Origin of the sequence: Paenibacillus sp. IHB B 3415 (assembly GCF_000802655.2) — a bacterium.
GTDB lineage: Bacteria > Bacillota > Bacilli > Paenibacillales > Paenibacillaceae > Paenibacillus_AQ > Paenibacillus_AQ phytohabitans.
Window position 1 is genome coordinate 1 of the sequence record NZ_JUEI01000010.1, and the last position, 19,991, is coordinate 19,991.

The following is a 19,991-nucleotide window of genomic DNA, read 5'->3' on the forward strand; positions in this document are numbered from 1 at the left end:
TTGGCCAAGTCTTGCTATTCAGCCAACTGAATTATGAAATTGACTCTTTTGGGCAGGATTATATAAAAAGTTACCAGAGCTCTGCGAAAAAATTTCCTGAATGACAAAAAAAGCCCGCGACAAGGCAGAGCTTTTCCTGAATCTTACGTTTAATGATGCGGTATAAGCTCTTGGATACTGTACTTCTCCACTCCATTTCCTGTTTGCACCAGAACCTGAATATTCGGCGCATAACGTACCAGCATCTCCCGGCAATTGCCGCATGGAGGAAGCAGGACCCCTCCTTCGCTTTGCGTTCTGGTAGCAACGATAGTCTCGAATTCCCGTTCCCCTGCCGTAATTGCAGCACCGATGGCAATAAACTCTGCACAGGAGCCATGAATGGAATAGAGATTCACTCCTGTATATACTTTGCCATTCTTACAGCGCACCGCTGCCCCTACCGTATGACGCTCATTCACTTCATCGAAGTTTCGGTCAATTACCTTAATGGCTTCCCGGATTAGTTCCAGATCTCTTTGCTCAACTTGCATTGTATTAGTCTCCTTATGTATCAATTCCACTTACTTCCTTATAATACTAAATATCCTTTATATTTCATTGAAGAATATCACTGCACCCTTCCATTCTATCAACAGCAATAAGCCCGGCCCAAGCTTACGGTTCCGGGCTTATTCATTAAACTCTGCTTACCATAACCGGGCTCAGCCCCAAAGCCTATAGATCAGAATCGATGCATTGGAGTTGATCTGTGTTCCTCCAGCTAAGGTCTGCAATGTGACTGCTGCGGCACTGGAATGGTTCCTTAACGTGATTACATCGCCAGTGACTGCAGAGATAATCACCATTCCCGGATTAGGCTGGGTTCCCGCTCCTGAACCGTAGACGCTGCCTCCTACAGGAGCACCATTCAGATACAAAGTGAACTGATTCGCTTCAACTGCATTGACAATGAAAATTACCGCATAATCTCCGGAATTCTCCACGTTAATAGCGGCTGTATTAGGGGTATGGCTGAAACCGACAAGACTCTCATTGCTGTCAAAAGTAACCTCCGCTTCGGTCGCGACACTCTGGGCACCTGTGTTGAAAATATAGGCATAGGACGATGAAACACTGCCTGTGGCTCCAGTAGCACCCGGTAATCCCGTCGCGCCTGTCCCCCCTGTCAACCCTGTAGCACCCGTCAACCCCGTAGCACCGCTAGTTCCCGGCAATCCTGTAGCTCCTGTTGCTCCTGTTGCTCCTGTTGCTCCTGTTGCTCCCGTAAACCCTGTAGCTCCTGTAGCACCCGTAAACCCCGTAGCACCCGTAAACCCCGTGGCTCCGGTTGCGCCAGTGATTCCTCCCCCGGTTTCACCTAGTAACTCCTGAGATACCAGCCGGTGTGCGGTCACCAGCTGTCCTGCGGCATTTTTGCCCCATACGGACACCTGGGCTTCGGGCTCTGCGATTCCTGTTGTGCTGAACACAAACTCGAATGCGTCCAGATCCGCAAAGTAATCCCTGGTGATCACCTGAAACGGTCCGACACTTAATTCTTCTTGCACATACAAGGTGCGGAATCCAATCAGGCTGTAGCCCAAGATAAGAACATCGAATTCTTCGGTTGTATTGCGGCCGTCTATTTTGACTGTTACCGATTGAGTCGGGCGGGTGCCTGTGCTGATTACCACATTGTTCTCGATAGGTCCCGTTGATAGAATCGCCATATCTCACTCTCCTTCTTCTGAATTTACAAAGGTCCTCCTTATAGCAATATTCGAGAGAAAGGTAAGGGTGCTCGGACAATGGCATTATTTTAGATAATTGGACAGTAGTACAGCGTAATGGGGCTAATCTGCGCAAAAAACACCCGATGCGGATGGACATTAGCGGATAAACACGAGGTTTGCCGCAATTCCCAATGCATCGGGTGTTATAGCTCAAACTATATTCGTTAGTATTCTTAGTATAATGTCTTGGTTGCGTCGGAGGTGAAGTGAATGATCTCACCAATACTGCCAGCCTGCACTTTGGCAGCCCACGCCGGATCGCTGATCAGAGCTCTGCCTACCGCAACAAGATCGAACTCTGCTTTATCCAGCCGCTCCAGCAGAAGGTCAATATTATCTTCCTGATTCTTCTCGGTTACCGGGCTAGGAAAAGCACTGTCAAGTCCCACAGAGCCTACCGTGATCGTCGGTTTGCCGGTGATCTTCTTCGTCCAGCCTGCCAGATTAAGATCTGACCCCTCGAACTCCGGCTGCCAGAAACGCCGGGTGGAGCAGTGGAAGATATCCACACCCGCATTGCTAAGCGGTGTAAGGAAGCGGGCAAGGTCTTCCGGAGTCTCCACCAGCCTTGCGTCATAATGGCCGCCCTTCCACTGCGAGAAGCGGAGCACAATCGGGAAGTCCGGTCCTACCGCACGGCGGCAGGCATCGATCACTTCAACCGCGAAGGTGGTCCGTGCCTCAAGATCACCGCCATATTCATCGGTACGGCGGTTGGTCTTCTCCCAGAAGAACTGGTCGATCAGATAACCGTGGGCCCCGTGTAATTCAATGCCGTCGAAGCCAATGGCCTTGGCATCTTTGGCCGCCTTGGCAAAGGCGCTGACAATCCCCTGTATTTCATTCTTGGTCATCGGCTCGGTAACTTGCTCTCCGGCCAGATTAAGCCCTGAAGGACCGATAGGCAGCGCTGAAGCATTAGGCAATTCACCGATGCTCCGGGCCATGCCGACATGCCACAGCTGCGGAATAATCTTGCCTCCGGCAGCATGCACTTCCTTGACTACCTGCGCCCATCCCTCCAGAGAGGCTTCGCCGTGGATATTCGGAATATCCGGGTGGCTGACCGCCGCCGGATGATCGATAGCTGTTCCTTCAGTAATGATCAAACCGACGCCGCCTTCCGCCCGGCGGCGGTAATAAGCCGCTACCTCCGGACTAGCCACGCCTCCTGGAGACTGCACCCGTGTCATCGGTGCCATTACTACACGGTTGGTCAGGGACAGGCCCCCTCCCTCAAAGGGTTCAAACAATTTATCGGTATTCATGATCGGCCTCCATTTCATACTTTGATTACTTTAAGTAAGTATAGTATGACTGTTCTCAGCGGCAAATGCAAATGAATGAGCACCGGGAATATGCCAAAAAGCCGGAAACTAGCAGCCATGCTGCATTGTCCGGCTTTCGTAGCATTCTCAAGACTTCAAGATCCTAATTAACCTACAGGTCCAGAACGCCGGCCTTCGGAGTTACCCGAAATGCTGCGGCCAGATCGGCCAGCTGCTGATCCGTGATTTTCTGTTTGATTTCACGTCCGCCGATCAGGTTGTAGACAATTGCCGCTTTTTCAATGGTTTCTACCAGACCGAAGGTAGCATCCATGGTAGCGCCCGTAACAAAGATACCGTGCTGCGGCCAAATCACCACACGATAGTCTTTCATTTTATCCGCAGTAGCCCGGCCGATATCACTGCTGCCCGGAACCATCCAAGGAATGACGCTGACGCCATCCGGGAAGACAACCAGACATTCTGTGCACATTTCCCACAGGGTCTTGGTGAACTTCAGTTCATCCAGATCATGGGTAAAGGTCATGGCAATCACATTCGTTGCATGGGTATGCAGCACGATGCGGTGCGAAGGATCTACCTTCAGCCGTTCAATATGGCTCATGAAGTGGGAAGCAAGCTCACTGGTCGGTACAGCGCCGTTCCGCAGACCCCACAGAACCTCTACACTCTCACCGCTATCACTGACACGCAGCACACCTAGGTTGGCTTCCGGGTCCTTAATGACATTACGGAAGTACTTGCCGGAGCCGGTTACGATGAAGTATTTGCCGGCCAGCTCAGTTACAGGGAAGGTAAGGGCGATTGTACGCAGCGGCTCGCGGATGTTAATGTATTTGGCAACCTCTTCTTCATCCAGCAGATAACTTACGTTGCCTCCGTTCAGCTCATCCCAGCCCAGGGACCACATGTGGTGGGTGATTTCGGACATTTCCCGGATAAACGGCGCTTCAACGCCGGCAATATAACCTTTGGATTCTACTACTGAAGTACTCATATGTTATCTCTCCTCTATATGCACGTATAAGTGCGTGGATACTTGTCATTTCGGTTATTACAAAAGTGCTAATCTATCTTGCAGCCAGTACTTCCTGCTCGTAGCTCTTTACTTCAGCCAGCCATTGCTCACGGACCGGAGTGCCCTGTGATGCGCAGTAGTAATCCCAGACTGCGCCGAACGGATAGGACTTGAATTCTTCTACCAGTGCCAGGCGTGAAGTATAGTCTCCTGCCAGTTCAATGGCACGAAGCTCCTCAACCGGCTCCAGCATAGCGCGAAGCAGCGCCTTAATAGTATTGCGTGTTCCAATAACCCAAGCCGCGAGATGATTGATGCTGCCGTCGAAGAAATCAAGGCCGATGTTCGTGCGCGGCAGCAAATCTCCGCGAACCAGTTCACGGGCGATTTCCAGCAACTCATCGTCCATGGTTACGACATGATCGCTGTCCCAGCGTACCGGTCTGCTGACATGCAGCAGCAGCTGTTCTGTGAACATCAGGATCGAGCTGAGTTTATTGGAGATGACTTCCGTCGGATGGAAATGTCCGGCATCCAGACAGATCGCCTTGCCGCGGGTCAGGCCATAACCCATGTAGAATTCATGTGATCCGACAACATAGCTCTCAGAACCAATCCCGAACAGCTTGCTCTCAAGTGCATCAATATTGTACTGCGGATCAATTTCCTCACTGAAAATATCATCCAGAGATTCCTTAAGACGCACACGCGGTGCCAGGCGGTCAACCGGAGTATCCTTGTAGCCGTCCGGTACCCAGAAATTCGTTACACAGGGCTGTCCCAGCTCGCGGCCGAAATGCTCAGCAATCCGGCGGGAAGCCTTGCAGTGTTTGATCCAGAAATTGCGGATTTCGTCATTGGCATGACTCAGGGTGAAGCCGTCAGCAGCCTTAGGATGCGAGAAACAGGTTGGATTGAAATCCAGTCCCAGTCCCTGCTCTTTCGCCCACTCTACCCAGCTTGCGAAGTGGCGCGGTTCCAGCTCATCGAGATCGACCTGTTCGTCCGTATCAGCATAGATTGCATGCAGATTGACTTTATGTTTACCCGGAATCAGCGACAGGGCTTTCTCCAAATCCTTGCGCAGCTCATCCGGTGTGCCGGCACGTCCGGGATAGCTGCCAGTTACAGCAATCCCGCCGCTGAGCTCTTTGTCTTTGAACAGGAATCCTTGAACATCATCGCCTTGCCAGCAATGCACTGAAATTTTGATCTTCTCAAGCTTCTCCAGCACCTCATCTACGTTAATTCCATGGGCTGCGTATAATTTCTTGGCTTCGTTATAGCTGTTTGTGATGCTCTGATCCATGCTGTTGCCTCCTAAATGTAATGTGAGCAGCTGCTCCGCCTGATAATCTTCGTAAATTATATATTCTCAATCGCACTTGCCGCAGAATGGAGCTCATCCCAGCGGGCCAGCAGCTGATTCAGCCGGGGAACCGGCCGCGGCAGATACGACTTGATTGCAAAGGAAGTGCCGATGACGTCCCGGGCTTCATGGATGTCTGCCATTCGGCCTGACTGAATCATCTGCACGGCCAGGTTGCCCAGTGCCGTTGATTCCGTCGGGCCAGCCAGTACTTCTCTGCCGATAATATCGGCGGTCAGCTGACACAGCAGTTCATTATTGGCGCCGCCGCCGACGATCTGCAGAACTTCAATCCCTTGGCCTGTGAGGTCTTCAAGCTCGGCCAGATAGCTGCGGTAGGACAGAGCCAGACTGTCAAAGATACAACGGGCTAATTCGCCCGGCGTCTCTGGAACAGGCTGGCCGCTCTCCGTGCAGGCCTGGCGAATCTCTTCTATCATATGGTCCGGATTCAGGAAACGCGGATGATTGCATGGAATCAGGCTGCGGAAGCCTTCGCTGCCCGCGGCCATTGAGGCCAGCTCGGCGAAGCTGTATCTTCCCCCATCCAGTCTCCGTACTTCCTGGATCAGCCAAAGGCCCATAATGTTCTTCAGGAAACGGTAGGTGCCGTAAGCTCCCCACTCGTTCGTATAATTGGCTGCCAGAGCTTTGCTGTCATTAATCGGGTGATCCAGCTCCACCCCGAGCAGAGACCAGGTGCCGCTGCTGATGTAAGCTGAGGATCTGCCTTGCTGCGCAGGCACACCGAGCACGGCAGAAGCCGTGTCATGCGTGGCGGCACAGATTAGGCGGCACTGCGGCAGATCATGCTGCTGCACCAGCTCCGCCGTGATGAAGCCGAGATCTTCTCCCGGCTCCGTAAGCGGTGCGAACTGCTCTCTGCGGAGATGCAGGAAGGACAGCAGTTCCGGATCAAAGTCACGGGTGGCAAGGTTCAGCAGCTGCATCGTGGAGGCATTGGTCACCTCGTTGATTTTGCGGCCGCTTAGTCTATAGTAGAGATAATCCGGCACCATCAGAATCTGATCGGCCGCTTCCAGCTCTACCCGGTCATGCGCATACAGCTGATACAGTGTATTGAAGCTCAGCTGCTGAATCCCTGTCTTGGCGTAAACCTTCTCAGGGGAGAGCAGCTTGCCGACTTCCTCCATAACCCCATCAGTGCGGCGGTCACGGTAGGCGTATACTTCCCTGATCCGCTTGCCTTCCGCATCCAGCAGTACATAATCCACGGCCCAGGTATCAATCCCGAGTGTACATTCAGTAATTCCCGCGGTTTTCGCTTGATGAAGACCGCTGATAATTTCATTAAACAAATACTCAATGTCCCAGAAGCAGGAGCCCTCCTGCTCGGTGAATCCATTGCTGAAACGGTGAAGCTCCTCCAGCTTGAGACTCCCGTCCACGAGGGTTCCGAGTACAAGCCGCCCGCTGGAGGCGCCGATATCGACGGCGATATGATTGTTCATAGGGAATCTCCTTATCTATAGAAGGTAAATTACAGAATTTTGCGGAACAAGGCAATAACCTCTTCTTTGGTAGGAATGAACGGGTTACCCGGTGCGCAGGCATCCTTCATTGCATTCTCAGCCAGCAGATCCAAATCTACTTCATCTACACCCAGCTCGGACAGTTTGGCCGGAATGCCAACTTCCTTGGACAGGGCTTTGATCGATTCGATGACGAAATCCGCGCATTCCTTGTCGCTTTTACCTTGTACCTGCAGTCCGATCGCTTTGGCAATCGCTCTGAATTTCTCAGGCACATATTTGGCATTCTCTTCTTCCACATATGGCAGCAGCATCGCATTACAGACGCCATGCGGCAGATCATACACACCGCCGAGCTGATGCGCCATGGCATGCACATAACCAAGTCCGGCATTGTTGAAGGCCAGGCCTCCCAGGAAGATCGCATATACCATCTGTTCACGTGCTTCGATATCATGTCCGTCTGTTACGGTTCGGGCCAGGTTGCCAAAAATCAGTTCAACAGCAGCCAGTGCAGTAGCGTCGGTTACAGGGTAAGCGCCTGGTGTGACCAGAGCTTCGATCGCATGCGTCAATGCATCCATACCTGTAGCCGCTGTAAGTGCAGCAGGCTTGTCGACCATCAGTTCAGGATCATTCACCGAAATGGTGGCGATACTGTTCTTGTCGACCATTACCATCTTGATCTTGCGTTCTTCATCCGTAATTACATAGTTAATTGTAACTTCACTTGAGGTTCCTGCAGTAGTGTTCACGGCTACGATCGGCAGGGATTTGTTCTTGGACTTGTGCACACCTTCATAATCAGCAATATATCCGCCGTTGGTTGCTACAATCCCGATCGCTTTAGCTGTATCCTGCGGCGATCCGCCGCCGATAGAGATCAGATAGTCGCATTCATGATCATTCAGGAAATCAACGCCGTCATGGACATTTTTGCAGGTGGGGTTCGGTTTCACTTCATCATATACGACATAGTTAATTCCTGCTTCATCCAGAACAGCCAGCAGCTTGCCGGCGATTCCGCTCTTCGTCAGGAACTTATCGGTAACCACGAGCGCTTTCTTCAGGTTCAGTTCTTGAATATAGGGAGCGATTTCTTTCAGACAGCCCTTACCCATAATGTTGATAGACGGAACATAATAGACATGAGTACTCATTGCTTGACCAGCCTCCCAGGCAAATTAGTATAGAACGATTAGAAAGCTAAGTATCTCCACTGATAGTAGGATGTACATTCTGGCTGTGACGCCTCAGGCTGGTCACTGAGGTTCAGCAGCAGACCGGCTCCGGCGCTTCCGTTGGGAACCGGCATACGCTTTCAAAGAGATTATTAGCATCCTCATCGTATCGCCGTTAATCTTTGTTGTCAACAAATAAAATATTAATTATGTTGTTTTCGTTTGTTTAATGTCTGTTTTGCAAAGATTATAATAGAATAAATGTTGTTTTTCTTAAATTCATTGTACAACACAGAAATAACGGTCTATATTTAAATATAAGAATCTATATGTTTCACACGATAACTTATCCTTATATTTCTCGCTGAAACGTTACCGTCCTTAAAAAGGAAGGCCAAGCCGTTTCCACTTGAAGCTATAAGCTACCGGAAAGGTGATACCTATGCTTGCTGCCGAAAGACGCAAAAAAATAATAGATCTTGTCCATCAGGATAAACGTGTGCTTGTGTCCGATTTGAGCCGGATGTTCGAGGTCACAGAGGAAACGATACGCAGAGATCTGGAGAAGCTGGAGAAGGACGGAATTGTCAGCCGCACCTACGGCGGAGCCATGCTGAACAGACATACCAATGAAGATCTGCCGTTCCTGACCCGTGGAGCGCTCAATACGGATATCAAACGCAATATCGCGATCAAAGCCCTCAATCTGATTAACGACGGGGATACACTTATGGTGGACCCCAGTTCCACCTCGTTTGAATTCCTTAAGCTGCTGGGCAATAAAAGCAATCTGACAATCATCACGAATTCGATCAACATTCTGCATGAATTCGCGAGTTCCAGCCTAAACATTATTTCCACCGGGGGTTCGCTGCGCCACCGCTCCCTGTCGCTGGTCGGCCCTGTAGCCCACGACACCACCCAGCGCTATAATGTGGACATCGCAGTGATCAGCTGTAAAGGCATTGATATGGAGCACGGAGTTACCGATTCCAATGAACCGGAATGCGAGTTGAAGAAATACATGCTGCGCCAGGCGGAAAAGGTAGTACTGCTGGCCGACCATACCAAGTTTGACAAAACCGCCTTCGCCAAGCTGGTCGAGCTGAGCCGGATCGATGTGCTGATTACCGACCGCAAACCTTCGGATACATGGCTTAAGCTGCTGGCCGGGAAGAATGTGGAAGTGCTGTATTAAGTAAACCTGGCACAGGTATTAACAGGCCAGTCCCCTATATAAGTGTATAAAAGCAAAAGGCAAACCCTCTCTTCCCGGATTCGGGATCAGAAGCTTTGCCTTTTTGCATACTCTCTGTTATGTTGCAATCCATTCCTTACTCTATTGGTATTCATTTCCCCTATATGATAAACTTGCAGAAATTATCTGCTATTCATAAAGGAGCGGAAAAATGCTATGGGGAAAAAGAAGCAAACCTTACCCGCCGATTTTGGCGAGCGGGTCAAAACGAATGATATCGCAGCGCTCAAGGCCATCTTTGAGGAATGCGAATGGGATGCCCGCGGGGGCTACAGCAAAGGAACCGCGCTCAGCTTCCGGCAAATCCCGGATGAGCTGGTCCGCTGGCTTGTAGAGCAGGGTGCTGACATCAACGCCCGGGACAAATATGAGCACACCCCGCTGCACTCCCAGGCTGCAACCTGGTCCGGAAATATCCCGTTACTCCTGGAATTAGGCGCGGACCCGGATGCCCTGGATTATCAGAATGAGACACCGCTGCACGCAGCGGCAGGTTATTACCGTACCCAGGCCATACAGGACCTGGTCGCCCATGGTGCAAACATCCATGCGGAGAATAAACGGAAACAAACACCGCTCGCTAAGGGATTATCCCAATGCCGGAATATCGATATAGCTAACATGGTGGAAATCTCGAAAATCCTGCTGGATGCCGGAGCAGCAATCACGCCGGAGATGAAAGATTCCGTGCGGCGGATCGGCAAGGATCTGGAATTTGTCAGAGCCAGTCACAATAACGATGAGCTGGATCAAAAAGCATCCGCACTGCTGGAGCTGTATCGGCTATTCGATGTCGAGCCTGTAGCGAAACAGGTGAAGCACGATGGAACCTCCCCCATCAAGGCTGCCACAGCGGCATGGTCCGCCCAGCATCAGGAGCTCTGGGATTACCTTGTCCCTGCTTCAGGGCACGCGCAAACTGTACAAGGAGAGGTTATCCGCATCACCGGACGGGTCTCTCATGAAATCCTGGATAACGGCGGAGGCAACTGGGATGACAATTTCCGTAAAATGCTGGATGCCCTTATCCGGCATCTGGGCACAGGTACACCGTTATCTCCCGCCCTCCTCCAGGAGGCAGCTTCATTAACCAATAGGCTGCGTAAGGGTTCCGGCTACGATGAACCGGCAAGATTAAGTGAACTGGCAGTGCAGTGGGTACTGGCCAATCCTCAGCCTGTCTCTATGGAACAACCGGATTATACCCGTTAAGTCTAATATATACGGACGTATTACGATACCGCTCCTTTGGAGAGCATAATGTTCAGGATGGCCTGGTCGGTTGCCGCAAGCCCTTCCTGAACCAGTGTCTCCATATTCTTGATTGTATCTTCAACCTTCTCAAAGATTACCCCGTCGTTCAGACTGGCTGAAATGTCGTTCATCGCCAGTGTTGCGGATTGGATTGCCGCGTTCGTGGCGGTTGAGATTTTGAGCGCGCAGGTCGGTTTCGCTCCATCGCAGATCATTCCGGAAGTAGAAGCAATAGTGTTCTGGATGGAGCGCTTGATCTGCTCCAGCGTGCCGCCCATCAGGTAGACAATACCGCTCCCTGCCCCTACTCCGCCGGCAATTCCCGATCCGCACAGCGGGGACAGACGGCCGATATAATGCTTGACATGAATGGTAATCAGATTGCTGAGTGCCATCGCTCTTGCCAGTGTCTCCTCATCTTTACCGAGGAGCTCTGCAAGGGCAATTACCGGCATCGTGCAGGCAATGCCCTGATTCCCGCTTCCCGCAGTGGTCATGACAGGCATGGCGCTGCCGTCCATCCGCGCATCGGATGCCGCTGCCGTTGCGGCAATAATCCGGTTCGCTACATCATTACCGAACAGATTGACAGCCGACTGCTGGCTCATCTTCCTGCCCACCTGCAGGCCATACTCCCCCCGCAGCCCCTCGTCCGAAATCGCCTTATTCATCCGCGCTCCTTCCAGCAGAAACCGCAGCTCAGAGAAATCCGCAGTCTGGATGAACTCATATATTTCTTCTAATGAAACCGAATATACCTCCGGGTCCACCGTGTCTGACTCCTCGCAATCCGCCTTGTCCTTCCCCGGCTCCAGCTTAACGCCGTCTTTGGACAGGAATACTACATTCGTATGCTCTTTAGCTACAATTGCAGTCGCTGTATGATTCAAGCTGCTTACCCTGGCTTCAATATACAATTTCTCAGGGGTATCCTTCAGTTCTACATTCAACAGCTTCTGCTCGATCATCGCATTAGCCTTCGCCAGCTCTTCAGGAGTAAGTCCGGAGAGAATCTCCAGCTTGCGGTGAGAACGGCGGATCACTGCGCCCAAGGCTGCCGCTATCGGCAGACCGGTCTGCCCGGTGCCGGGAATCCCTACACCCATCGCATTCTTCACAATATTCCCGCTGAGGAACAGCTGAATCGAAGTAATCTCTCCCTCAACCTGTTCAGCCGCCAAAGAGACTGCATAGGCAACCGCAATCGGCTCAGTGCAGCCTTCTGCCGGAACAATTTCTTTTATCAATACTTCCAGTAGGTTAACCATACGCGAATCACCATTCCTCTATCTCTCTCTATATAACTATTCCTATATAGTACCTCAGATTGATAGCCTGGGGGAATCCCCGTTATTAACCATTAACCAGCGGGTTATTTAATTTCCATCCCTGCTGAAATCGTGAATTCTGTTATTTCCCAAGTAACAACCCGAGTTTCCCCAGCCTCTTCAGCCCTTCAGTGCAAGCCCATCCCCCCGCGCCCGCCAGAATAGCATTATGAAAAATCTTCAGTGCCAGTGAATACGTCATGCTGCCTATGACAATTTCAACTGCAATAAACCGGATGATATCTCCCTTAGTGATCAGATACACTGTAAATTCCTGATTACGAGACACTGGTTCATCCCCCGTCTGCTTCGTGTTTCTGTACCTATATGCTCTGTGCGGGTTGTCTAATTCCGGATGCCGCATGGTTGAGCCGCTATCAGCCGGCTGCCCTCAGACTCAAAGACATTGCCCGGGCACCAAAAAACAGCAAATCCCCAAAGGATCTGCTGCTCTTCACACTGCTATTATCTTATAGAGCCAGAGTCCGGCAACTGCCGCCCCTGCCGCTTCCTTTACTTCGCTTCCACAGCATGGCCGCCGAATTCATTACGCAGCGCAGCAACTACTTTGCCGGTGAAGGTGTCGGTCTCCAGCGACCGGTAGCGCATCAGCAGCGCCATGGCGATAACCGGCGTAGCTGCCTGGAGATCAAACGCGGTCTCCAGCGTCCATCTGCCTTCCCCGGAGGAATGCATGATTCCCTTGATCTCATCCAGCTTGGCATCCTTGGAGAAGGCGCGTTCGATCAGCTCCATCAGCCAGGAGCGGACGACCGAGCCGTTGTTCCAGACGCGGGCCACCTGCTCGAAGTCGAAGTCATAGCCGCTTTTCTCCAGCACCTCAAAGCCCTCACCGATGGCAGCCATCATGCCGTATTCAATCCCGTTGTGGACCATCTTCAGGAAGTGTCCGCTGCCGGATTTGCCGGCATACAGGTACCCCTTCTCGACCGAAGTATCGCGGAAAATCGGCTCGACGACCGCCCATGCTTCCTCATCTCCGCCGATCATATAACAAGCGCCATTGCGTGCGCCTTCCATCCCTCCTGAGGTTCCGGCATCCAGGAAATGAATACCATGGGCGCTAAGCTCATCGTGACGGCGGATCGACTCCTTATAATGAGAATTCCCGGCTTCGATGATGATATCGCCCTCCGACAACAGCGGCGTCAGTTCTGAGATCACCGAATCCACAAAGGTGTGCGGGACCATGATCCAGAGGATACGCGGCGATTCCAGCTTGCCTGTAAGCTCCGCCAGACTTCCCGCACCGGCAGCTCCTTTCGCTTCAAGCTCCTGCACCGCAGCGGCATTCACATCATAAGCCACGACTTCGTGTGCGTGCTCCAATAGATTCTGGCCGAGATTGAAGCCCATTTTGCCTAGTCCAATTAAACCGACTTTCATTGCATATCCCTCCGAATGTTATAGATTAGATGATTATGCCGCTGCTCACGCACCAGGCCGGACAGCTTCCGGGTCCAGCTCCTGTGTCTGGCGGACCCCGGAATGCTCCACGTCCTCCGGTTCATCAAGCCACCAGTGATGCTCTCCGAGCAATTCATCGGCAGCCCGGGGTCCAAAGGAACCGGCTGGATACAGATGAAGCGGAAGCGTCCCTTCTGCTGTTGCTTCGATTATAGGCTGAACCCACTGCCAGGACAACTCAACTTCATCCCAATGGGCAAAGAAGGTGGCATCTCCGAGTAAAGCATCATAAATCAGGTTCTCATAGGCTTCCGGCAGGTCGGGGTTGCCCGACTCATGCTTAATGCTGACCGGCTCGAGCTGTCCGTGCTGGCGCGGATTTTTGGTATTCAGGGTAAGGGAGATCCCTTCATTCGGACCAATATCAATCACCAGCAGGTTAGGGTCCAGGGCAAGCTTGCTTCTGTTCTTATTATGCAAATCATTAAACGGCTCTTTGAATTCTATAACAATCCGCGTCGATTTCTCCTTCATACGTTTGCCGGTGCGGATATAGAAAGGCACATCCTTCCAAAGCGGGTCATCAATCCACAGCCGGGCAGCGATATAAGTCTCATTCTGTGAAGAGGCTTCTATGCCGGGTTCAGCCGTATAAGCGGGAACCTGCTGCCCGCGCATCTCACCTGCTGCATACTGGCCGCGTACCACATGCTGCGTCACTTCCTCACGGAGCAATGGCCGTACCGAACGGATCACATGGCGCTTCTTGCTGCGGACATCTTCCGGGGTGCTGCCTTTGGGCAATTGCATAGCCATCATCATAAGCAGCTGCAGCATGTGGTTCTGGAACATATCGCGCAGCGCGCCAGCCTTGTCATAATACCCTGCCCGCTCTTCCACACCGACCGTTTCACTGGCTGTAATCTGTACACTCTCGATATACCGGTTCTGCCACAATGCCCGCAGTACAGGATTGGAATATTTCAGCACCTCAAGGTTCTGCACCATCGGTTTGCCGAGGAAGTGGTCTATCCGGAAGATCTCTTCTTCCTTAAAAGCAGCGTTCAGGCTGTCATTAAGCACCCGTGCCGATTGCAGATCCCGTCCGAACGGTTTTTCGATAATCAGCCGCTTCCACCCTGCCGTGTCACCAAGTCCGCTGGAGTTAATGTTACGGGCAATCTCACCGAAGAATTCTGGACCGACCGATAAGTAGAACATCCGGTTCTGCGGAAGGCCCAGCTCTTCCTCACGTCGCCGGACATGGCCCAGCAGCTTCACATAGTCTTCGGGGCGTCCGACATCCAGCACACTGTATTCAAAAGCCCGCAGGAAATTCTGCAGCTCCGCCGAATCCTCAACCGGCCGCCGCGAGAAGGTGCGCAGTGAATCCAGCACCTGACGCTGGAAAGTCTCATGGGTCAGCTCTCTTCTGCCGAGACCTATGACTGAGAGAGGACCAGAGAGCTTGCCATCTTTGAACAGGTTATATAGAGCGGGGTATATTTTCCGTTTGGCCAAATCCCCGGTTGCGCCAAATAGTACGAATGATGATGATTCCACTTTCATTCCTCCCGTAATTATCAAATGTTTATGTGGTTACTTATTATTACTCACAAACTTTATAACACACATCATACGACTGCTGAAACCATTCGTCAACCTCATTTCGACATTTACGAAAAGTACTTATTTTCACGAACTTTCTGCTATGTTATAGTAAGGTGGATATTTATAATAACTATACAAGGGGGAATCCGCATGACCCGGGAGCTTAAACCCCTGCTCGCCAAAGTCGAGCATGTTCATCATATCATCGGCAAGAAATGGGTGAATCTGATCATCCATGTGTTAATGGAGGGTACCAAACGGTTCAGTGAGTTGCATAATATCATCCCCGATTTGAGCAAACGCATGCTCAACGAGCGCCTGAAGGAGCTTGAAGAATGCGGCCTGATCAGCCGCGAGGTCATTCCTGACCGTCCGGTACGGACGGAATATTCGCTCACTGCCAAGGGGCAGGAGCTGGGCACGGCGCTCCTGCCCGTCGAGGCATGGGCGATGAAATGGCTGTAATGCCGCTGCCCTGAACACACTAAACAGCAGGTCTCCGGGAAGAAGACCTGCTGTTGTTAGCTTTTATAGTATAATTTAAGCCTTTCAGAATCAGGACACCAGTGTCTTCTCTCCGTCTGCTTCGCTGCCTGCCCGGACATACTTAGTGTTGAAATAGAGCAGCACGATATTAGATCCCAGCAGCGAGGCGGCCGCTAAGCACCAGATGAAGGCATATCCGAGATTCTTGGCCATGATCCCCAGGATCAGCGTAATCAGGAAACCCGCAAGTGATTTGAGCGCTGACAGCCCGGAGGAGAAGGTCGCCCGCTTGGCCCGGGGAATGAAATCCTGTATCCAGACACCTGAAGAAGACATATCCATCCCGAGCCCAAATTCAAACAACACCAGACCGGCAATAAATACAGCCTTATGGGGAAACAATCCAACCAGCAGCAGCCCGAGTGCAGAGATTACAGTTCCACAGACGATGATCCGGACGGCAGCAACCTCTTTTTTGGCCAGATAGGAGACCAGGAAGCTTGATACACTGATTACTCCCATGAACAGAATCAGCAGGACCCCGAGCGCACTGACCGGAAATTCCAGCTCATTCACCCCATATACCTGCCAGGACAACAGAAAGGCCAGCAAGGCGGTATGTGTCAGGATGCTGCGCAGAAGGATAAACCGCATCTCTGTGCTGCGGGCGAAATCGGCCGAACTGGCATAGATCTCCCGGAGGATGCTGCTCTGCGTTCTGCTTCCGTAGTTGTCGCTGAAGCTGAGCCAGGTATAAATGCCGAGTCCTACCGCCAGCACGCCGGCAATAGCCACCGGAAGAACATAATGAACGCTGCTGCTCACCGTACCCAGCAATGCGCCGACGATGGCAAACGCCGAGACAAACCCGCTGATGCGGGGCAGGGCGATTTTTTTATAATCAGGCATTCCCAGCTCTTCCAGCTGATCAATGTACCAGGCCTGGGGAGAATCCGAGATCATCGATACGCCCAGAGACATCACTATGGAGGCGAGGATGAATAAGGCGAGACCCTCAGCAGCAGAAAAAAACCAAAGTCCCGCTCCCCACACAATGAACCCGGCCGCCGTCATGCGCTTTCTTCCATAGATGTCGGACAGATTCCCGCTCGGGTAATCAAAGACGGCCATAGACAGTGAAGAAACGGCAAACACGATGCTGATCTGAAAGGCATCCACGCCGCGCAAGCTCATCAAAATGATAAAAACCGCGCCATAGAGCTTATCAGCCACATTATACCCCGACAATATGACGCCCAGAAAAACACTGTATTTCCGGTGAAGCTGATTGTTCTCCACTCTGTATCCCGCCTTTCGCCTCTCGCCGGTATTCCAGTCCGAGTTAATTACTCAGGATTATATTATATTTGTTTCCTTTCCAAAGTGAATTATTGCACAGCTGGGCGGCCCTCTCATCCCGCTCCTTGATCAATGGATTAGAACCATGAAGCCACGAGATCATTGATCGGCTTGTAGATGACCATAAGGAGCAGCAGCGGGCTTGGAACCTGAAACCGCAGAAGTGTGCACACCGTCGCCGCCATTCCGCCAATCCAGAGTACACCGTAAACCATAAGATCACGCCGCTTAGCCCTTCCCTTCAGGGAAGGCAGATCCGCCGCAATACAGCCTGCGGCTATAATGACAAACAACAGCACCAGCAACATACAGGCTCACTCCTTGATATCGTCAAGAAAAGAATTGTCTATCGTACCGATCCGGTTGATTGTCACACTGGCATCGTAATGAATAGGCAGCAATTTGAGATAGCCTTCCTTGTTCTGCTCCTGCAGCTTGGCCCAAATTCGGGGGTGGGACCGGTAGATGGATTGGCCGAAGCCAAAAATATCAGCATTAAAACGTTCGTTGACCTTCTCAACGGACCGCTTCATCCGCTCAATGATCCGGTCCTCCGTTTCCTCCTCCAGCTGTCTAATCTTGTTCTCCGAATCCAGCTTGCCGGAACCCTCTACTTCCTCCACATTGCATAAAGCTTCGACCTTCAGATAAATATGCGGCTCTCCGCCGATGATTTTTACTTTCCGTCTGGTTGTAGTCGACAGCGCCTCGATGATTACCAGGCTTCCGTTATCCTTGTCTTTGATGTGCCCTGTATTTTTGCTTATGTTATCAATAACATAGTTGTAGCCCACAATCTCGTTGTCGTCCAGCCAGCCAAGCATTTTCGCCTTTTTGAACACGGCCACACCTTTGTAACTAAGCCTTGCAAGCGGCATGGTTTGTTCAATATTGCTTTTCTTACTGCCTGCCTCGGGATTCCCCTCTATCTCTACTCCGGTCAACACCGGATTCTCTCCCTCGTAAAGCACAACCTCTATGAATTTGTCCAGTGTAACCGCAGCTGTCTTGGCCGAGACCTTATAAGACTTGTCCAGTGCGGAGAATAATTTATTCGCCGGCAGCCTGTCCAGGGGCGTCAGGACTTTGAGCACATTCTCTGCGGTCGTATTCCGCGCCACCAGCATGAAGAAGTCCATACGCGGCTCGCGGCTTCTTTTGAGCATATCCAGCGTTTCACCGAGCCCTTCACGAGCCAGCTCTTCTCCGATCACGAGTACACGGATATGCCCCAGATAAGGCGAACGCGAACTGACCAGATTGAACTTGCGGAGCGATTCATAGATCGTCGGCACTGTAAAATCATAGGTGACTACCGGAACCCCGCCTGCCCCTGAACCCCCGGCCCCCTGTGATGTAATCGAAGATGGAATGACGACCTGCATCGATACCTTGTAGCCCGACTCGGCTTTATCCAGCCCCAGAGCCAGCACAAAAGCCAGTTCATTTAACTCCTTCCGTTCCCAGCAGCCGCTGAGCAGCATCGGAAGCAGCAATAGGGGAATGCATGCGGTCAAGACTTTCCTGATTCTTGTATACATATTAAGGTTCCTCACGCTTGGAAGTGTTCATCCGCTGCAGATTCTGCGTTTTATTCTCCTTCGGCCTTGTCTTCAGCAGCGGCCAGGGAAGCCTGAAGATGGAATCCTTAAGGTCTGCCGCCCTGAAGGGGCCAATCGGGCTCATGTAAGGAACGCCGAAGGAACGCAGACTGACCAGATGCAGCACCAGCAGGAACACTCCGCACAAGATTCCGTACAGCCCCATGAACCCGGCGAGTCCAATCAGGACAAACCGGATAATTCTCGCGGCAATGGCCATCCCTGCTTCGGGAATGACAAAGCTTGAGATCGCTGTGATCGACACAATGATAACCATAGCCGAGGAGATGAAGCCTGCTGCAACCGCCGCTTGCCCGATGACCAGCGTGCCGACGATAGAGACAGCCTGACCGACATTCTTGGGAATTCTCACACCTGCTTCGCGCAGGATTTCATAGGTGAATTCCATCAGCAGCGCCTCGATAAAAGCCGGAAACGGCACTGTTTCCCGCTGGGCCGCAAGACTGATTACCAGATTGGTCGGGATCATCTCCTGATGAAAGGTTGTAATGGCTACATAGAACGCAGGCGCAAACAAGGTAACAATGAAGGCCAGGAACCGTACGCACCGCAGCAATGTGGAGATATCCGCCCGCTGATAGTAATCTTCCGCCGACTGAAAAAACGATACAAAAATCGTAGGCGCCAGCAGTACAAAAGGCGTCCCGTCGACCAGGATTGCCACCTTCCCCTCCAATATCCCTGCAGCAATGGTGTCGGGACGGTCACTGTTATAAATCGTGGGAAAAGGCGTCGCCGCCGTATCCTGAATGAACTCTTCGATATAGCCGCTCTCCAGGATACTGTCTGTATCAATGCTGTTCAGGCGCCGCTTAACCTCCTGCACCAGCTCTTCATTCGCGATGTGGCTGAGATACATAATCGACACACTGGTCTGCGTCACGCGGCCGATCTGGATGGTTTCCAGCCACAGCTGGCTATCTTTGATTTTGCGGCGGATTAAAGCAGTGTTCGTTCTGAGATTCTCTGTGAAGCCTTCCATGGGTCCCCGGACCACAGATTGCGAGATTGGTTCACTCACGTTGCGGTCTTCCCAGCCGGGCAGTCCGATCCGCAGCGCTGAAGCGCTCCCCTCCACCATGAGCATCACATTCCCGGATAACAAATCGTGAACGAAATGCTTATAGTCATGGATCACAGTAAGATCGCCGGCCATAAGCACGCGTTTTCTCAGCATCTCTATTTTGCCGTCAGGAGCCAGTGCTTCCAGCAGACCGGAAACCCGGCCCTCCTGGAGCGAGTACAGAATTGAGTTATGCAGCAGCTGTGTATCTATCAGACCATCGATATAAAAAATAGCAAGCTCCGTACGTTCCCCCAGCTGCAGACGTTTCCGCACCAGATCTGAGCTCTGCCCAAGCAGTTTGTACAATTGATCATCATTATCTTCAAGCCGGCAGGATAACTCACCGCTAAACGCATCTTTCAATTTCGTTCCCCTCCACTTCCCCTATCCATTCACTCTGTTGTAGTTTGGTAGCACAGCTTGATAATTATTCCTGAATCGTTGCCTGCGCTTG

At 51.7% G+C, this 19,991-nt stretch carries 18 protein-coding genes; 3 read left to right on the plus strand and 15 right to left on the minus strand.

All coding sequences use genetic code 11. From position 1 onward, the window contains the following. Positions 1-149: 149 nt before the first annotated feature. The 7 genes from QW71_RS05665 to QW71_RS05695 all read right to left on the minus strand — a co-directional run bounded on the left by QW71_RS05665 (position 150) and on the right by QW71_RS05695 (position 8,104). Positions 150-533 carry a cytidine deaminase gene (locus tag QW71_RS05665; RefSeq protein ID WP_039294606.1) on the minus strand — a complete coding sequence of 128 codons (384 nt, stop codon included), beginning with the start codon at positions 531-533 and terminating at the stop codon, positions 150-152. A gap of 171 nt (positions 534-704) precedes the next feature. Then, positions 705-1,712 (minus strand): hypothetical protein, encoded by a 1,008-nt coding sequence (locus tag QW71_RS39730; RefSeq protein ID WP_152679703.1) that lies wholly within the window; start codon positions 1,710-1,712, stop codon positions 705-707. A gap of 236 nt (positions 1,713-1,948) precedes the next feature. Then, a complete protein-coding gene (locus QW71_RS05675; protein WP_047013647.1) occupies positions 1,949-3,043 on the minus strand; it encodes an NADH:flavin oxidoreductase in 1,095 nt (364 codons plus the stop codon). Between the two features lie 172 nt (positions 3,044-3,215). Continuing rightward, complete coding sequence (rhaD, locus tag QW71_RS05680; protein WP_039294610.1) at positions 3,216-4,061, minus strand: rhamnulose-1-phosphate aldolase; 846 nt, start codon at positions 4,059-4,061, stop codon at positions 3,216-3,218. A gap of 73 nt (positions 4,062-4,134) precedes the next feature. Next, positions 4,135-5,391, minus strand: coding sequence for an L-rhamnose isomerase (gene rhaA / locus QW71_RS05685; protein WP_039294612.1), 1,257 nt, complete (start codon positions 5,389-5,391; stop codon positions 4,135-4,137). Positions 5,392-5,447: 56 nt separating this feature from the next. After that, positions 5,448-6,923, minus strand: a complete 1,476-nt coding sequence (rhaB, locus tag QW71_RS05690; protein ID WP_039294615.1) for a rhamnulokinase — start codon at positions 6,921-6,923, stop codon at positions 5,448-5,450. Positions 6,924-6,952: 29 nt separating this feature from the next. Then, positions 6,953-8,104 carry an iron-containing alcohol dehydrogenase gene (locus QW71_RS05695; protein ID WP_039294619.1) on the minus strand — a complete coding sequence of 384 codons (1,152 nt, stop codon included), beginning with the start codon at positions 8,102-8,104 and terminating at the stop codon, positions 6,953-6,955. Positions 8,105-8,567: 463 nt separating this feature from the next. Between QW71_RS05695 and QW71_RS05700 the strand changes: the two genes are divergently transcribed. Further along, on the plus strand, positions 8,568-9,323 hold the full coding sequence (locus tag QW71_RS05700; RefSeq protein WP_039294622.1) for a DeoR/GlpR family DNA-binding transcription regulator: 756 nt from the start codon (positions 8,568-8,570) through the stop codon (positions 9,321-9,323). Between the two features lie 216 nt (positions 9,324-9,539). Continuing rightward, positions 9,540-10,595, plus strand: coding sequence for an ankyrin repeat domain-containing protein (locus tag QW71_RS05705; RefSeq protein WP_039294625.1), 1,056 nt, complete (start codon positions 9,540-9,542; stop codon positions 10,593-10,595). 20 nt (positions 10,596-10,615) lie between these two features. Here the strand turns inward: QW71_RS05705 and QW71_RS05710 are convergent, their stop codons facing one another. From QW71_RS05710 to zwf, 4 genes are all read right to left on the minus strand, one after another. After that, the gene (locus QW71_RS05710; protein WP_039294627.1) at positions 10,616-11,905 is read right to left on the minus strand and encodes a serine dehydratase subunit alpha family protein; all 1,290 of its coding nucleotides are present in this window, start codon (positions 11,903-11,905) and stop codon (positions 10,616-10,618) included. 142 nt (positions 11,906-12,047) lie between these two features. After that, on the minus strand, positions 12,048-12,254 hold the full coding sequence (locus QW71_RS05715) for a hypothetical protein (protein ID WP_039294632.1): 207 nt from the start codon (positions 12,252-12,254) through the stop codon (positions 12,048-12,050). A gap of 224 nt (positions 12,255-12,478) precedes the next feature. Then, positions 12,479-13,372, minus strand: a complete 894-nt coding sequence (gene gnd, locus QW71_RS05720; protein ID WP_039294635.1) for a phosphogluconate dehydrogenase (NAD(+)-dependent, decarboxylating) — start codon at positions 13,370-13,372, stop codon at positions 12,479-12,481. A gap of 45 nt (positions 13,373-13,417) precedes the next feature. Continuing rightward, positions 13,418-14,956: a glucose-6-phosphate dehydrogenase gene (zwf, locus tag QW71_RS05725; protein WP_039294638.1), complete on the minus strand. Its 1,539-nt coding sequence runs from the start codon at positions 14,954-14,956 to the stop codon at positions 13,418-13,420. Between the two features lie 198 nt (positions 14,957-15,154). Here zwf and QW71_RS05730 point away from each other — a divergent pair, with 198 nt between their 5' ends. Continuing rightward, positions 15,155-15,469, plus strand: a complete 315-nt coding sequence (locus QW71_RS05730; protein ID WP_039294641.1) for a helix-turn-helix domain-containing protein — start codon at positions 15,155-15,157, stop codon at positions 15,467-15,469. A 90-nt stretch (positions 15,470-15,559) separates the two neighbouring features. On the opposite strand, the gene QW71_RS05735 is transcribed toward QW71_RS05730, so the two are convergent. The 4 genes from QW71_RS05735 to QW71_RS05750 form a co-directional block, all read right to left on the minus strand. Further along, the gene (locus QW71_RS05735) at positions 15,560-16,789 is read right to left on the minus strand and encodes an MFS transporter (protein ID WP_039294644.1); all 1,230 of its coding nucleotides are present in this window, start codon (positions 16,787-16,789) and stop codon (positions 15,560-15,562) included. 137 nt (positions 16,790-16,926) lie between these two features. After that, positions 16,927-17,157: a hypothetical protein gene (locus QW71_RS05740; RefSeq protein WP_235441400.1), complete on the minus strand. Its 231-nt coding sequence runs from the start codon at positions 17,155-17,157 to the stop codon at positions 16,927-16,929. Positions 17,158-17,163: 6 nt separating this feature from the next. Continuing rightward, positions 17,164-18,390, minus strand: a complete 1,227-nt coding sequence (locus QW71_RS05745) for a Ger(x)C family spore germination protein (protein WP_039294645.1) — start codon at positions 18,388-18,390, stop codon at positions 17,164-17,166. 1 nt (position 18,391) lies between these two features. Further along, on the minus strand, positions 18,392-19,900 hold the full coding sequence (locus QW71_RS05750) for a spore germination protein (RefSeq protein ID WP_039294648.1): 1,509 nt from the start codon (positions 19,898-19,900) through the stop codon (positions 18,392-18,394). Positions 19,901-19,991: the final 91 nt, after the last annotated feature.

Coding starts and splice junctions, on each gene's coding strand:
- QW71_RS05675 (WP_047013647.1), bottom strand. CDS start 3,043: ATGAATACCGATAAATTGTTTGAACCCTTTGAGGGAGGGGGCCTGTCC.
- QW71_RS05665 (WP_039294606.1), bottom strand. CDS start 533: ATGCAAGTTGAGCAAAGAGATCTGGAACTAATCCGGGAAGCCATTAAG.
- QW71_RS05710 (WP_039294627.1), bottom strand. CDS start 11,905: ATGGTTAACCTACTGGAAGTATTGATAAAAGAAATTGTTCCGGCAGAA.
- QW71_RS05745 (WP_039294645.1), bottom strand. CDS start 18,390: ATGTATACAAGAATCAGGAAAGTCTTGACCGCATGCATTCCCCTATTG.
- QW71_RS05705 (WP_039294625.1), top strand. CDS start 9,540: ATGGGGAAAAAGAAGCAAACCTTACCCGCCGATTTTGGCGAGCGGGTC.
- rhaB (WP_039294615.1), bottom strand. CDS start 6,923: ATGAACAATCATATCGCCGTCGATATCGGCGCCTCCAGCGGGCGGCTT.
- QW71_RS39730 (WP_152679703.1), bottom strand. CDS start 1,712: ATGGCGATTCTATCAACGGGACCTATCGAGAACAATGTGGTAATCAGC.
- QW71_RS05695 (WP_039294619.1), bottom strand. CDS start 8,104: ATGAGTACTCATGTCTATTATGTTCCGTCTATCAACATTATGGGTAAG.
- rhaD (WP_039294610.1), bottom strand. CDS start 4,061: ATGAGTACTTCAGTAGTAGAATCCAAAGGTTATATTGCCGGCGTTGAA.
- rhaA (WP_039294612.1), bottom strand. CDS start 5,391: ATGGATCAGAGCATCACAAACAGCTATAACGAAGCCAAGAAATTATAC.
- gnd (WP_039294635.1), bottom strand. CDS start 13,372: ATGAAAGTCGGTTTAATTGGACTAGGCAAAATGGGCTTCAATCTCGGC.
- QW71_RS05740 (WP_235441400.1), bottom strand. CDS start 17,157: ATGTTGCTGGTGCTGTTGTTTGTCATTATAGCCGCAGGCTGTATTGCG.
- QW71_RS05730 (WP_039294641.1), top strand. CDS start 15,155: ATGACCCGGGAGCTTAAACCCCTGCTCGCCAAAGTCGAGCATGTTCAT.
- QW71_RS05700 (WP_039294622.1), top strand. CDS start 8,568: ATGCTTGCTGCCGAAAGACGCAAAAAAATAATAGATCTTGTCCATCAG.